Origin of the sequence: Limnobacter sp. SAORIC-690 (assembly GCF_002954425.1) — a bacterium.
GTDB classification, from domain to species: Bacteria; Pseudomonadota; Gammaproteobacteria; order Burkholderiales; family Burkholderiaceae_B; genus Limnobacter; species Limnobacter profundi.
The window spans coordinates 3,199,382-3,214,506 of record NZ_MQVZ01000001.1 but is presented as its reverse complement, the minus strand read 5'-3'; the positions used below and the strand labels follow the sequence as shown (position 1 = coordinate 3,214,506).

At 48.5% G+C, this 15,125-nt stretch carries 11 protein-coding genes; 3 read left to right on the top strand and 8 right to left on the bottom strand.

Annotation, left to right across the window (positions count from 1 at the left end):
* Both BSZ31_RS15265 and BSZ31_RS15260 read left to right on the top strand, forming a co-directional pair.
* On the top strand, positions 1-2,264 hold a 2,264-nt coding region (locus BSZ31_RS15265), incomplete at its 5' end, for a site-specific integrase (RefSeq protein ID WP_168427014.1).
* A complete protein-coding gene (locus tag BSZ31_RS15260; protein ID WP_146106721.1) occupies positions 2,261-3,058 on the top strand; it encodes a hypothetical protein in 798 nt (265 codons plus the stop codon). The genes BSZ31_RS15265 and BSZ31_RS15260, both read left to right, overlap by 4 nt.
* 6 nt (positions 3,059-3,064) lie before the next feature.
* Here BSZ31_RS15260 and BSZ31_RS15255 read toward each other — a convergent pair whose 3' ends face one another.
* From BSZ31_RS15255 to BSZ31_RS15215, 8 genes are all read right to left on the bottom strand, one after another.
* A complete protein-coding gene (locus BSZ31_RS15255) occupies positions 3,065-3,406 on the bottom strand; it encodes a hypothetical protein (RefSeq protein WP_105029457.1) in 342 nt (113 codons plus the stop codon).
* Between the two features lie 188 nt (positions 3,407-3,594).
* On the bottom strand, positions 3,595-4,425 hold the full coding sequence (locus tag BSZ31_RS15250) for a hypothetical protein (protein WP_105029456.1): 831 nt from the start codon (positions 4,423-4,425) through the stop codon (positions 3,595-3,597).
* Entirely contained in the window at positions 4,418-5,683 is a 1,266-nt protein-coding gene (locus BSZ31_RS15245) for a tyrosine-type recombinase/integrase (protein WP_105029455.1), read from the bottom strand. The genes BSZ31_RS15250 and BSZ31_RS15245 overlap by 8 nt, the downstream gene beginning before the upstream one ends.
* Positions 5,676-5,903 (bottom strand): hypothetical protein, encoded by a 228-nt coding sequence (locus BSZ31_RS15240; RefSeq protein ID WP_008248771.1) that lies wholly within the window; start codon positions 5,901-5,903, stop codon positions 5,676-5,678. Before BSZ31_RS15240 ends, BSZ31_RS15245 begins: the two co-directional genes overlap by 8 nt.
* Positions 5,904-6,338: 435 nt before the next feature.
* Positions 6,339-6,734: a group I intron-associated PD-(D/E)XK endonuclease gene (locus BSZ31_RS15235; protein WP_146106720.1), complete on the bottom strand. Its 396-nt coding sequence runs from the start codon at positions 6,732-6,734 to the stop codon at positions 6,339-6,341.
* Between the two features lie 794 nt (positions 6,735-7,528).
* The gene (locus BSZ31_RS15225) at positions 7,529-10,729 is read right to left on the bottom strand and encodes a type I restriction endonuclease subunit R (RefSeq protein ID WP_105029452.1); all 3,201 of its coding nucleotides are present in this window, start codon (positions 10,727-10,729) and stop codon (positions 7,529-7,531) included.
* Positions 10,726-11,964, bottom strand: coding sequence for a restriction endonuclease subunit S (locus BSZ31_RS15220; protein WP_105029451.1), 1,239 nt, complete (start codon positions 11,962-11,964; stop codon positions 10,726-10,728). The genes BSZ31_RS15225 and BSZ31_RS15220 overlap by 4 nt, the downstream gene beginning before the upstream one ends.
* On the bottom strand, positions 11,961-13,529 hold the full coding sequence (locus BSZ31_RS15215; protein WP_105029450.1) for a class I SAM-dependent DNA methyltransferase: 1,569 nt from the start codon (positions 13,527-13,529) through the stop codon (positions 11,961-11,963). The genes BSZ31_RS15220 and BSZ31_RS15215 overlap by 4 nt, the downstream gene beginning before the upstream one ends.
* Before the next feature lie 639 nt (positions 13,530-14,168).
* Between BSZ31_RS15215 and BSZ31_RS15210 the strand changes: the two genes are divergently transcribed.
* Positions 14,169-14,876 (top strand): hypothetical protein, encoded by a 708-nt coding sequence (locus BSZ31_RS15210; protein WP_105029449.1) that lies wholly within the window; start codon positions 14,169-14,171, stop codon positions 14,874-14,876.
* Positions 14,877-15,125 lie beyond the last annotated feature (249 nt).

Here is a 15,125-nt window from a genome sequence, read left to right as displayed (position 1 = left end):
TTATTGATAGATGGTTTTGGGGTGAGAACAGCGGAGAGAGCTTTACTGGCGCATTTGCACTCTTAATCAAGCAGTACTTGCCACCCCTAATATTCTCGTCAATCGCAGGTTTTGTTGATTACGCTTGCCTAGATAAGAGGGTTCTGGAGCGCGCCACTCGAACTCATGTCACACCAAAGGTTGAGCCAGATGAAACTCAGGACCTGCAACGCCAGGAGCAGCTGAATCCTGAGAGTGATACATCTCGTTGGTGGTTCGCTCGCCAGTTACAAAATTGGCTAAAGGAGCAAGTTAAAGGGGTGATTTCTACAAATGCAATCCTTCTTCAAATCGACACCTCAATTTTGCATCTACTTGATCTTGACACTGTTGCTTATTTGTACGTTGATTGGGTTCGGTATTTGATCACTTTTGGTTCGCGTTTCAAATCAAAACTTAAGCCATCGACCATAGAACAATACTCGCGCCTAGTTTTCCGTTACCTGTTTGAGAGCATTAATCCCCAGTTGACAATCGATGAGTTTTTAACTCAACACATGGAATTTCACAATATTCCAATCTTGTCCGATATTGCTGGGTCGTCCGCACAACAGCTTAATGCTGCCATGGATGTATTTAAAACCTACTTATTGGAAATCCATTCTGTCGAAACGGACATTGCTGAAATGTCACCTTATCAGGGCATGACGGAAGCAGAGATTGTTTGGCCATGTGAGATTCATGAAGCATCTCGGCAAGCTCGCTTGATTCCTGACCGAACCCTTTCGGTCAATTGCACAATCGCTTTCGTACTATCAACCTTGGTCAGATTGAGGATCAGTGAACTTCTAGCGCTAAAGATAAGAGACTTTCAAATATCAAAATTGGAAGCCGCACTTTTGCTCAGGATTCGTCGCAGTAAATCCGATGCAGGCGAGAGAACCGTACGAATTCCCTTGGAGAATGCGGATCTAATCGTAGAGTTTTTGCGACATCGAATCGATGTTGACAAAGCAGGCAGCAAAGTATCGCTCTGGGGAAATTACGAGACGGATGACGTGTACCGGAAATCAGCGTTTGTCTCAAAAATAAATGGCATTTTAAAACAGGTGACTGGCGATACAACAGCGCGCTATCACTGGCTTTCGCATTCAAAAGTGACATCTGAGTTTTGGCAGCTTTTCAGTGGCCACTCTCGATATCTCCAGCAGCCCAATCCAGTTTTCGCGCTTGTAGCCGATTTGGGTCATTTGAGCTATGAAACGTCGTGGTCAACCTACACACACTGTGCAGATCATTTGATTGTCCAGGCTGCGCGAAACCTATGGGGCTTGATCCCGCGTGAGTGTTTACCGTCTTTTGAGCTGCGAATGTGGTTGAGCGCTGCGAGCATCAACACCTACAAATCGACAGTCAGACGAGGAAATTCCCGAGGTGTATTTGTAGGTCAATCACATGCGCGAATGATTTATGGACACGAGCTAAACAAAGCGGTACCACCCTTTGATCAAAGCGTACTTCAATTTCCTGTATTTCAGGACATATGGCCGAAGACGAGGAAAATAGCGGATTTGATCCCAGTCGATATTTTCAAACTAGTGTGTGTATTCACACACAACGGCGTTATCGATCGTGCAAATCTCGTTCAGCAGTTTGGCTTTGATCGAGAGATGTTTGATCGAATTTACTGGGTACTCGCGGGGTACGGTCGGTTCGAGTCAGTCTCTGCGTGGAATCCAGATGTTTTGAGTTATTCCACTCACTTGAAGAAAGCGTTCAGTCCTGGTTTTCGTCACATTACTAACGCTATGCTGCTCGCATTGAATGCTGGCAGTTTTAACAGGAACGAGGACTATTTTTACTTACGCGAAATCTTCACATCGAAAAATGTTGTACTTCCATTAAGTGATCCACGTGTAAAGAGACTCATAGATTTTCTTAAAACTTCAGGTGTTGAACCAGGGCAATGCAGTTTCGAGATCGGAGTGCTTGTTCCTAGATCTGACAGTGATCAGCTGATCAATTTGTTCAGATACACCTATCTCAGCGTGCCTCGGGTGAGTTATTGCAAAGGCAGCGGAAGAAAGCAGGTCCGGCTACATGTGTACAAGCCAGATTTGCGATCAACTTCCACTGCATTCAATAGCGAAAACAAATCACTGGTTGGCAGCGTTACGGAAAAGAGATCAAGAAGTGGCAACAGGGCGGCAATTGGTGTTTGCGTCCAGGCAGCCTTTTTTTGCCAGATCGTTGTATGGGACCTTCGTCAGAGAGGTGGATTGTGAAGCGTTCGGCTGAAAGAATCGAAATACCTTTGAATTGGTATTGGGGGATGCGAATTGAGCGTTACATTCCCGAGCTACACATTTTGGAATACGAAAAGATTCATCAAAAAGTGAAGAACCTATTGTCTCCAATATTCGCAGCTATCCCAGAGCTCGATATTACGGGGTCACTGCAAAGTCGATTGAATGATCGCACGCAACGAAATGAGGTGTTTTACCAACCAATGCTCATCTGGGCGAGACAATATCAATTGCCATTTGATGATCAGCGCACCGAGAAACTTGATCCCATTTTAAAAAGTTGCTTAGAAGAACTTCGCAAAATACCCGTGATGATGGAGGCGTTACTTAAAGCAGGGGAAGTTAAGCCGCAAACATCACTGTCACCACAAGAATATCGAACACTGTCGATAGTTCGAACCATGATGGACTCCCCCGACCTCAGGCAGGTCTTAATAGACAATTACAGAATGAATGGTCGCAGGACTGATGTTCCAGTGGTTTATTACCAAATGCGCTTTCAAGCAAAAGTGAAATATAAAGGTCGCGAATCAGTTGTTGTTGAGTCTGCTATTTGGGATAAGTCCAATCCTGTACTTGTGAACCAAGGTGAATTTGAGGTGGGATTTCGCCCAACCAATCTGCTGGATGAAGATGCAGATTACCTTGATCGTTTTGAACCATATTTACGCAGCCAGCAACCTGCACAGTTTATTTGTCTTGTCGCGCTCAGGGAAATTCATGGGAGACTTGAAATAAAGAAGGTCACTCTCGAGCGGTTGATAGATAGTTAATACTATCTATGCACCCATTAACCGCTGGGTGTAATGCGTTGGCACCTCCTCACTTTTTACGACATGCCAGGTTGATGACACCTTCGAGGGCGTCAATCGCCATTCTTGGACATAGGCTCGCCCCTCCACCGTTTCGAAGCCTAGGAATACGATTTCATCAGCATTGAATTTCATTAGTTTGGCTTCATAAAGGCCTGGAGCTCGACTCACCCCGCCGTAGTAGGAATTCACGCTCAAAGACATGAATTTGCCATCGTGGTTGCTTTTGATCACCCCATCATCATGAATTACCGAGGGTGATTCCAAGCGTTTGCCGCGTTCGCGAAGTAAAGTGAGGTTAAAGAGCATAATTAAGTGCTGTATATAAAAACAGTATTTATATTATGCGATCTGCTTTCCATCGTCCATCAGAAAATTACCGAGCCCCACAATCAGAGGTTTTCTAACTTATTTCCAATTCCGCTTCCAGAAAGAAAAAATCCCCACTGAAATGTGTCTCCTGTGGGGAACTGCAAGCACCGCTAGCGCCTATGTGATCAGCATTCCCTGCGTCGATCAAAAGCAGCCATCAAAAAGTACTTTTCATTGGTCCGAATAAAATCTGGAACCTTCTGAAAACCATGCGCCTCGAGGATCTGTCCAACCAACAACATTAGCTCCCGCGCGTCTTCTAGCAATCCCTCATCACCAGGTCGCAGTTTGCTGAACTCCCAAAACCCGGGGAAAGAAGCCCGAACACCTTCAGGCCATCCAGTGCAAAAGTTTCGGTTGGATTTGCAAAACGTCTGCAAAAAGGCCGCGATTGGTGCGCAGTGGATTAACTGCGATTCCACTGAAATCTCGTCATCTTCTGACGCCATTCGAGAAGGCACCCGTTTCGAGTGTTTTTCACTGGTTTCGCTGATTAACTGAAGCAAGCCCGCATTCGCGAGAGAGGATACAAAAAGATCCGGTCTTAAATGAATGACCCGTGTGACGACCTCTTTCAACTCTGCTGGAAGATGGGAGTAGGCCCAGACTAACAATCCTTTGGTCTTTTGCTGCTCCTTAGTCCTTGCGGGCAAGAAATCAAAAGGATTGTGTTCGATACCGAAGTGGGTTTCATTGAAAATCGCCTCGGTGTCGCACAGTTGATCAACGTTCCGTTTCTTGCCCAAAGGGTGAATCAGTACGAATCGTCCCACTTCTATTCTTTTTGCGGGTACCAAGGTGTACACATGAAAATAATGAACGTGCCAAGAATCGTAGATTTCAGTTTGCAAGCAATAGCTAACTTGGCCATCGTGTTCAAACTCACTGACCCATGATCCCGTGACAATCCCTTGCACTGCGGTGGTTGTTTCACCAAAAAAACTGGACTTACCCATTTTTCACCTCCAGTTGCAAAGCGTTACCCAGTTCACCAATGTTGGTGTTAGTGGCCAGCAGTCGATCAAAAGCCGAGCCATCAAGGCGTGTCAGGTTGGGAACGAACCGACCGTAGACCTTGTAAAGCATCTCGGTTGAGCTGTGCCCCAACTGTCTGGCAATCCAAAGCGGGTTTTCGCCTGCGGCAAGCCACAAAGTAGCCGCTGTGTGGCGGGTGACGTACGGGCGCCGGCGTGTAAGCCCAAGGTGGCGAAGTAGGGGATACCACACCCGCTTGGTCACGTTGTTGTGGTCTAGAGGTTGGCCCACGCTGTTGCAAAAGACGTAGTCACTCTTACGAAACGTCACAAGCCGCTGTCTTTTCAGGGCCTGGCACACGACTTCCGAGATCTCAATATCCCGAATGGAGTCGTAGGTCTTGCCGTCTTCTTCCTCGATTCCAGCCACAATGGTTGAGCGGATCAGAATTTGGCGACGTTCCAAATCAACGTACTTCCATTTCAGGCCATCGATTTCGCCCGTGCGCATGCCCGTGAAAAAACGCACAATGTAGTAATTGCGCATGTCTTCACGCACCGTGTTCAGAATCAGGTTCACCTCTTGCAGAGTAAAAGGCTCCACATCGGGTTTGCGCAAGCGAAGTGACTTGATGTTTTGGTAGGGATTGGTAAAGTGATACCGGTCGGAGGCTTCACTCATAATCTGACTCATCAGAGCCATGATTGCGTTAACCCGCTTGGGAGACATCGTTAAACCTTTACGCCCCGGTGCTTTGGCGAGGACTGAGCGAAAGGTTAAAAGGTCTTCCCGTCGAATGTCTCCGACCCTCGTATTCCCAAACTTGGGCACCAAGTGGGCCTTGAAGATGTCATCCACGGTTCTTTGGTAGCTCTTTCGAAACTGCACGAAGTTTTCATTTCGCCAGATATCAAGAAACTCCGCGAAAGTGGGCGTTTGCGCCGCAGCTGAGTTCTCCTGACGGGCCGATTGCACGCCAGATCCAGATTGATGAGCACCACCTCGTGGATACGCATCAGAGGCCTTTACACGCGGTTCCTTTGCGGGTTTGCCAAAGAACTCGGCGTAGTTGAATTTGCCTCGGGCAATTTCACGCTCAAGTTTGTCTGCAAGCTTACCGAGCTTGGTGCGGTTCTCTGGTGTGTCGGGCAGGGCGGTTTGCTCCCTGTAACGCGCACCATCAAAATAAAAGTCCAGGTACAGTTTTCCGGTCTGTTTCCGGGTGCGAATGCTAGCCATGGAGAACACCTCCGTTGGCCATGGGCACTGAGAATTTTGTGCCCTTGCTCAAATCCTCTTCAATGGCTTGCCAGATAAAAAGAATCTTGCGACGTCCAAACGGACGCAGATAATGCACGCCCTCAAGCAACACAGAATCCATGAGTTTTTCACGGATGGTTCGCTCATCGTATTTGAGCCGCCCGGCGAGTTCGGCGGTGGTTAGATACTCTGTACTCATACTTTTCCTCTCTTGAAAAATCCCGCAAAAGATCAGCGGGGTAAATTCAAGTTAGCAAAAGTCTTCATTCGCGCAAGTGCCAAAATCGAAGAAATTTTTAACTTTTTGCAGGTTTCTAACGTGTTGATAGAAAAAGAAACTCCTGAGTTCTAAACGAACACACAACTTTTGACAAAGGGGGGTACGGGGCTATTTCAGCGTTGGATTGCGCCGTCCAAAGTCATTCATTACAAACCCTGCAAAGCAGGACATTGGACATTACCGCTGGGTGTTGTCCCCTTGCACTCGGGACAAGGGATTGACGCCCGAATGGAGCGAGACCGGCGTAAAGGGCTAAGGCTATTCGCGTGGTGCGAAAGCCCAGCCCATCCGGGTAGCTCAACATTCCTTAAACCCTCAGACAACCCAACTACGCTCAACAAGAGCCCAGTCCCATCAGATCTTCTGAAACGCCCGGCAGAAGTCAACGTCACTCGCATTAAACCGAACATGACTGGTTCGACTCAAAACCATCTGTGAGTTCTCAAAAGCCCGCACCACATACCCAAAACCCTTGTCATGAACAAAGTAAATGACATAGTCCACTAAAGATCCTTGCCATTTGTTTTGCACCACCTGGTTGCAATCAGGCTTCACCAATGTTTTGACTTGAATGCGGTAAAAGTTAGGGCCGTTCGAAACCACCAAATCAGTCTTGTGCCCATGATCCGATTTTGGATAAAAGACCTGCCAACCGCTTTTCAACAGCCAAGAACCGACTTGATCTTCAAAGGAAACATTACGCTGATACTGCAGAGTGCCCTCAGGGGGCAAGATGTGGAGTTTAGGCATTTAAAAGCTCACTAAAATTGCATGATTCAGACCCAAAAAAGGTCCACCAAAAAGCAATTGCAATGCGCCTTAAAAGTACACACGCCAGCCATGACTTTCGTCTACGAAGTGTTCCAACAAGAATCACTTCAACAAAGGCTTGGGATCAGGTTTGAAAAAAACCGCAATTAACCCAAATATTACTGGACAAACCATCCCAACGAAACCCCCAGCAAGAGGGGGTATGTCACGCAAGTAACTCAATTCAGCCTCTCAAGTATCGCTTGCAAGGGGATTTGTATGTCTCTTCTACGGTGCCGTCCTACGTGGCATATGAACTGTCCGACCTAAATCTGACCTTGAGCAACGTCACAACCGTCGAGATAAATCGCGTCATGGCGGGCAACGTGTTTCGCGCCATTGCTACGGCGTACATCAGCTAATGCAGGCCGGGTCGGTATACGATTAACAAACCGACTACGCGTTAGCGGTAAATTACGCGCATAATACGCGGCTGTTGTTTGATAGTTCGGATTTAGCGCTCACTACTGCGATCTCCGGCACGTTCACGCTGGCGCCCAGACCCGCGATGCAGGATGCAATCACCAAGGACAATACGGCTAGGTCGGGAATGGTTTTCGGGGAGGTTGCGGAGCTTGAAGCAGTGCTCGCCATCGCCGAGAGGTTCGAGCAAATAGTCAATAGCGCTGCAGTAATTGATTGAAATTATGAATCCAATGTTCGATCGAGTTAACTGCGCCAGTTTGCCTGCATACCAGTGTTATAAAACCCACCAGGATATGACCCTAGTAGGCTCATATTCTGCTCCCCTGTGCCCGGGGTGAGCTATAGCCAGGATAGGTGCTGTAGATATGCTGATAAACTCGGTCTGAGCGTTCATTAACCTCTCGATCGGCATAGGCCTTCTGTGGAAGCCATTGTAAATTATCAAAAATGATGGTTTTTACCTGCGCTGCAACTTGCGTACTCTCTCGCCAGCGTTCGACTCTCAGCTTCTCTTCTTTAAGCGTAGAAAGCGTTTTGATCGCAACTTGCTTGACCTCTTCTTCCTCTTTTTTGGAGAGCTCAGGCTTACGAAGCAGGTCGAAGATGGCCAGTGTTTCCTGATCTAATCCTTCAGCAAGGGCGCGGGATTCTTCTTCGGAAAGCTCCTGCATAAAGCCCTGAAGTTCATCGAAGGCCTTCTGCACCGCCTGCAGGTCTTTCCCATTGTTGTAATCATCAATGATTGCTTTGTATTTTTCGTAAAATTCTAGCCGCAGAGGATTCTGCTGCACCATGCTTTCCAGCTTGAGCTCGATAGCTTCCTGGAGGTCGAACACCACCAGATTCTTATTGTCCGATTTTTGGAAAGCCTGACGCAGTTTGTCGAAGTCGAGCTTGCTCAAATCCACGAAATCATCATCGCTGCCGGATGAGCCTGCCACCGTAATACTCATATCCACTTCCTGTTGGAGGCGGCGGATGACAGCGGTGATGTCAGCTCCTTTGACCTTCTGATTTAGCTGCGCATAGATTGCTTCAATCGCATTATGTTCTTTGACGAAGGGCTTAATCTGCTCTTCGGGGTAAAGGGCTTTGTATTTGCGGAACACGTCTCGTGCTGAGAATTCAAACTCAGTGCGTGTTTTTTCATTTAAACAGACGCAGTTCATGGCTTTTTGGATAAGCCCTAGCTTTTCTATTGGGCTTTTAGCATTGACCAGCCCGTCCAGTTCAAACTCTAAATTCAGCAAACATTGTTTTACAGCTCCAATAGTAGCTGCCAGTTCTACCGCAAGCCCCTCTAGGCGCTCCGCAGGGCTTATCGGGGCTTCGCTATCTTCACCGCCGGTATTCTTTCCACCTTTATTCTCGCCCTCACCATAAACGGCATAGGCTTCTTCTAGTTTGCGGTACACATTGCCGTAATCAACAATCAGGCCATTCTCTTTTTCGTCGTCATACACCCTGTTTGCACGGGCGATGGTCTGCATTAGCGTGTGGCCTTTGATTGGCTTATCAAGATACACAGTGGAAACGCATGGCGCATCGAAGCCTGTGATCCACATGGCACATACAAAGGCGAGACGGAACGGATTTTCATCATCCTTGAATTCTATTTCTAGATCGCGCTCAACCATTTTCTTGCGGTGCTGCTCAATCTCCAGCCCCATAGCGCGGAATTTGGCTACTTCGTTCTGCTCGCTGCTAACCACCACGCAAACTTCAGTCTCCTCTACGCGCTTTAGGTGGTGGCGAAGCTTTAATTCTTCCTGCTGGTCTTGGCAATGTGCAATGCGCTTTTGCAGTTCGGCTATATACTCTGGCCAATGCTTCATAACCAGGTTATACATCCGCACAGCGGTTGGCTTATCCAGCGCAACGAACATCGCTTTACCCTGATAGCCACGTTCGTTAAAGTGCCATACCAAATCTTTGGCAATTGCATCCAGCCGTGCTTCGGATGTCAGGATGGGGTAATCCCGCGCAAACTCGCGTTGCAGCTTGGCGCGTTGATCGTCGTCGAGCTCTTCGCTTTCTATAATTTCCGCCATGCGTTCATCCAGCTGTGGGTTTTCAATGCCCAGCTTTTCCCCACGGTTCAGGTAGCGCAGCGGCAGCGTAGCTCCATCCTCAATAGCCCGTTTGAAGTCGTACACGGATATGTATTCCCCAAAGATATTCTTGGTGAGCTCCAGTTCTTCCTTGATGATCGGCGTGCCGGTAAAGCCAAGATACGAGGCATTGGGGATGCCGTTGAAGCGCATGTTCTGTGCGAATTTTCCGCCTTGGGTGCGGTGCGCTTCATCCGAAATCACGATGATATTGCTGCGGTCGGTAATCAGCGGATATTCACTTTCCAGTTTAGGGTCGATGGAAAACTTATGAATCAGCGTGAACACATAGCGGTGATTTTCTGACAGTAACCGGCGCAGATCATCACGGCCTTTAGCGCGGATATTTTCTTCTGTCACCGCACCGCAGCCGGTGAAGGTGTCATAGAGCTGATTTTCCAGTTCGGTGCGGTCAACCACGATCAGGAAGGTATAAGAACCGCCGAACTTACGGTGGATTTTCTGGCACAGAAACACCATCGAATAGGATTTTCCCGAACCTTGGGTGTGCCAGAACACACCCAGCTTTCCCTTTAATTCTTCGATATTCCGCGCCTGCGCCACAACCTTATTCACACCAATGAACTGGTGGTTTTTGGCCATGATTTTGACCACATCGCCGCCTTCGCCATCGAATAGCAGGAAGTTCTCGAACAAATCCAGCAGCCGTGCGCGGTCGCAGGTGCCGCGCAGAATGGTATCCAAACTCACCACGCCTTCTTCCTCTTCCTCAATGCGCTTCCAGTCGAGGAAGAACTTATAGGGACTGGTAACGGTTCCCAGCTTGGCATCGGTGCCATTGCTCAGGATGATAAAACCGTTGCAGTGGAAAATGGCCGGAATGGTGTCTTTATAATCGCGCAGGTTGTCATTGTAGGCAGCGGCAAGGTCGGTGTGGTGCGCTTTCAGTTCAAAGAACACCAGCGGAACGCCATTCACAAATCCCACCACATCCGGGCGGCGGTTATAGAGTTCGCCAACCACCTCAAACTGACGCACGGCGAGGAATTCATTCTCCAGCGGCTTTTCAAAATCAAATACGCGCAGGCGCTTGGATTCCATCTCACCCTTGGCATTGCGGAACGATACCTGCACGCCCTTGGTGAGCAGTGTGTGCTTTTCCTTGTTGATTTGCCCAAGGGTTTTATCGGCTGCTTTTTCGATGATCTGGTCGACGGCGTGGGTGTAGGCCACATCCGGCAGGTTGGGGTTTAGCTTCGTGAGTGCAGCGCGGAGGTGGCGCTTCAGAATTACTTCCGATTTATTGGTACGCCCCAGCAGCCCTTCATCGCCGAAGGCTTCTTTCTTCCACGCAGTAACTACTTTCCAGCCCAAGACCTCCAGCACTTCCTGCGTTGCGGCTTCTACCAACCCATCTTCGGAGTATTCGTAACTCATGCAGCCTCCTTCAGCAATTGGGCGGGGTCATAGCTTTCCGCGTCGATCACGCCGGTCATCAGGCGCGGCAGCAGAATATCGCGTGCTTCGCGCAGGCGGACATTCTGGAAATGTAGAATCTCAATCTGGCGGTCTGTAGCCTCAACGATTTGATTAAAATCGTTGAGTATGGCTGGCGATGGTGCAACCACCTCAATGCGGTGCATATCGTTTTTGGTCACGGAGTTAAAAATTGCTCCGCCCCCCATCATATCTTCTTCAAAGAACTGTTTTTTCAGCAGGCAATACAAGAAGCCTTGAGCATTTTCTTTGTGTCTAATAGCGGCAAGTCCGCGCCCAAGAATCATTTTTTCAAGTGCAATATTTAGCCTGCCGACAGGTGCGCGAACGCTGAATAAAATATCTCCGCGCTCAGCATAACGGGAGCCGCTTGTGCTCCAACAGGCGTTTGTAGGGAATCGCTCCCCGTAGTCTTTTACACCTTGATGGAATGGAAGGCCTTTTCCTTGAAAATTGTAAAACTCTGATTTTGGACTTTGCCCCATGGTGAGCGTACACATTTCCCCCAATCTTGTCTTAGACCACCCCTCCGGTAGACCGGTTTCGGGATTGATGGGGATGGATTCGTAGCCGGGGAAGCGGAGGCGTACAAACCACTCTTCATAGGTGATCTGCGCCATTTCTTCGAGCAGCTTAATCCGCTTAAGGTTGTTCTCGATCAAATCATCATACGCTGAAAGAATCCCAACGATTTTATTTTGGGTGGGCAGTGTTGGTGTAGGAACAACGATATTCTTGAGATCGCTGCTTTTTATGCCTTTTACATTTGCACCAGTAACGATTGAGGCTATCGCCCCTTTGCCAGAGGGAGATAGAAGCCAATAATAATAAAAATATGGGTTGGAATGTTTTTTATTGAGTCGCAATCGGATAACTGAGGATTCGTAAGTGGTGGGTTCATTAAGATTTTTTACGATAGAAGATTTGCCTGCTCCCGATTCTACAAGCGATCTTCTACCAAATAAAATATCGCCATCTTTGAGAGTATCGCGTACTAATTCTTTTTCGTTTAGTTCAACACGCTTCATGTCTTGTTGACCAACAAAATCATAGGCGAATAACTCGCCCATATTCACAATCTTGCAACCTCTGCCATGGAACTCTTTAGGCTTGTAAATGCCGTTTCGTGACGGCTCTAAGTATAGTTCCTCAAAAGTCTTTGTTTCCCACATCATGCCGCCCCCTTAAGGATTTGCTGCATCAGGGTGGCGGCCTCACCATTCAGCGTAGCAAGCTCGCTGTGAATTTCGCCAAGGCGTGCGGTGTAATCGAATCCTTCATCCAGTTCGATGGGATAGCCCACATAGCGCCCCGGTGTGAGGCTCCAGTCGTTTTCTTCCACTTCGGCCACATCCACAATCTTGCACAGGCCTTCGACATCCACATAGCTGCCACTGGGGAAATGCTCTTTGAGCCAATGGTTGCTGGCGAAGGTTTTGCTCACGTCCTCGCCGCGATAGGCCTTCACAATGGTGGTCAGGCCTTCCATCTGTTCCGGCGAGAAGTCGCGCAGTGTGGTGTTGATCTGGCGAAAGGTGTTCCGCGCATCAATCATCAGGATTTTGCGTTTGTTCTCTGGCCGCTTGCCACGATCAAGGAACCACAGGTGGCATGGCAGCGCCCGGGTATAGAAGAAATTGTTACCCACGGCCACGATGCAATCCACCGCTCCGGTTTCAATCAGCCGCTGACGGATCAGTTTTTCACTCGCACCTGCATCGGTAGCGGAAGATGCCATAACGAACCCAGCGCGGCCTTTTTCATTCAGGTAATGGTAGAAATACTGAATCCACAGATAGTTGCCGTTATCCGCTTTCGGCAGCCCCACATCGCTGAATAGGCGCTTGTCGGTTTTCACGAAGTCTTTGTTCTTATCCACCTTGTTGACGTTGAAAGGCGGGTTAGCCATCACGAAATCGCATTTGCCTGCAAGGTCGTGCGGGTCCGAATAGAAGCTGTTGCTCTCGATGATTTTTCCTTCGATGCCGTGAATGGCAAGGTTCATCTTGGCGAGGCGCGTGTTGTTGGATTTTAGCTCGGTGCCATAGACTTTGATTGCTTCGTTCACAGCACGTTTGCTGTGGTCTTCCACGAAGTGACCAGTCTGGACGAACATGCCGCCAGAACCACAGGCGGGGTCATGGATGATGCCGTGGTCGGGTTCAATGAAATTGACGATCAGCTGCACGAGTGATGGCGGGGTGAAGAACTCACCGCCTTCCTGTGCGCCTGCGCCGCTCATAGAAAATTTCATCAGGAAGAATTCATAAATCCGCCCGAACACATCGCCTTTCAGCTTCTTGACTGAATCCTTGTTGAAGACGCGGATCAGTTCACGCAACAGGTCTGCATCCAGCTCCTGATAGTTCTTTGGCAAAATACCAGCGAGGTCGGCGTAGCTGGCCTCAATCAGGCGCATAGCCTCGTTGACGGCCTCGTTGATGTCTTCGCCTTCAGGCAGGTTGGCCAGATGGCCGTATTGTGACTTCTCCGGCAACATCATGGCACCGGCAGCGAGGAAGTCTGCTTGGGTAGCGGCACGCTTACCACGCGGTCCATCGGGCATGGATGCCTCAATGGCGATCTTGGCTTCATCGTATCGGTTTTGCGCGTAGCGCAGCAGGATTAGCCCCAGTACAGGGTCTTTATATTCAGCAGCGGTCAGCTTGGAATTAGCACGCAAACCATCTGCTGCGCCCCAAAGTTCTGTTTCCAGCTGCTTGATTTGTTCGTTGTTCATGCGCGTTTCCTGTTTACTGTTTTTTTAATCTACTTCTCGATTTCACTTTCACTAAAACGCCATGGGCCATCAAATTTGAAGCTGGGCTGTGACCCTTTGCCGCGAGGTGATAGGCGGTTTTCAGTTTTGTTTGAGGTAGTTTGATATCGCATCAGTCGTCATTATATTCATTTCCATAACCTCACCCTGTGAGTTTCTGAGTTCGAAAATACAGGAAATTACGAATACGGAGTAACCAGGGTCGCTATCGGGCTGGATTGGTTGTAAGTAGCCAGCCAAGCAATCTCGGTTTATGCCAATTTTCTAATCTAAAAACTGAATCTCTGCTCTGGCAGAGATGCTGACTTCGTAGAGTCTCAGTCTGATTTTCGGCCGAAGCGGACATCAGGATTGTTAGCCAAAATGTGTTACTCACTAAAGAAAGCGGACTTCGAAACTTCGGCGGTAGGCGATGATCACGCTGATCTGCAGAACCGAGTTTCAGGCTCACTGTTTGGTGGCAAATAGCCAAGGTTTATTTTTCAGCCCGTTTATGCAATTTTTAGTAACTAGGTAACATATTGAGGCTGTAGAAATAATTTGCGATATTCGGATAAGTCAATATCGTCGTTATTGTTCGAGAAATCAAATTAGGCATAAATGGAACTGTCATCGCAATTTGAATGTTGGAGAAAACTAAAAGATCCGAATAACTCGTGGGGTCTCACGTGGTTTCTTGCCGCTGAGTTTTGCCGACGGTTCTATTCATCGCACGGGCTGGTACCTTGGGTCATTGCTCACGAGGGTCTTGGTTACTACGGCATAGGAATTAACTCTGTGCCCTGCAGCGTACACGGTACGGCGTCGGAAACACTTGGCCGGTTTACGATGGGTGGCAATGTTGAAAACTGGCAAACAGGTGGTCCAGGTGATCATGGGCTAAAGCTGATTGATGAGTGTCAACGTGGTACTCCGACGGTCGAACTGATACGCAAAGCGATCGCACATTTTGAACTGCCGGCCATCCCAGCGAAGTCTCATATCGTCTGTCGGCATAAGCGTTGGGGTAGTTCATATGTTCTGGTCTTTGAAATTGCGGCATATCTTGCGCTACAGTTCGAAGCGGGTGAACTGTCAATCTGGAATCATCCCGACAATATCAAGCGCAAGTTGGAGGATAGGGACTACACGGCAAAGATGAAGGAGCATCCGGGCGCTTTTCTGTTTGTTCGAAATGATCGGGATTTGCTCGTTTCAGGTGACGGACGATTCCTCGACGATTCCAGAGATAATTTGTGGCAGCTTTATATGCACGGACAATCTGTCTCGGAGCTAGCGAAGCTAATAATTGGGAGGCTCGATGCCTGACAATCGATTCCAGTCCGACGCCTTCACCTTGGGCTCATGCGCGCCCGAAGCCTGACGGTGTTCGACGTCAGCTTATGACCACTTTGGAGACGTTATGACCCAAAGGTTCCAACGGCCGCTCCGGCCGAAATTCGGCCGAAGCGGATTGCAAGTTTATACGTCTTGTAAGCGGTCCTAATCAGACTTTGAGTGACGTGAAGCTATGCCTGCGATTGTTAGCATTACGCTCTACCTCTCCTCTCATCCGGT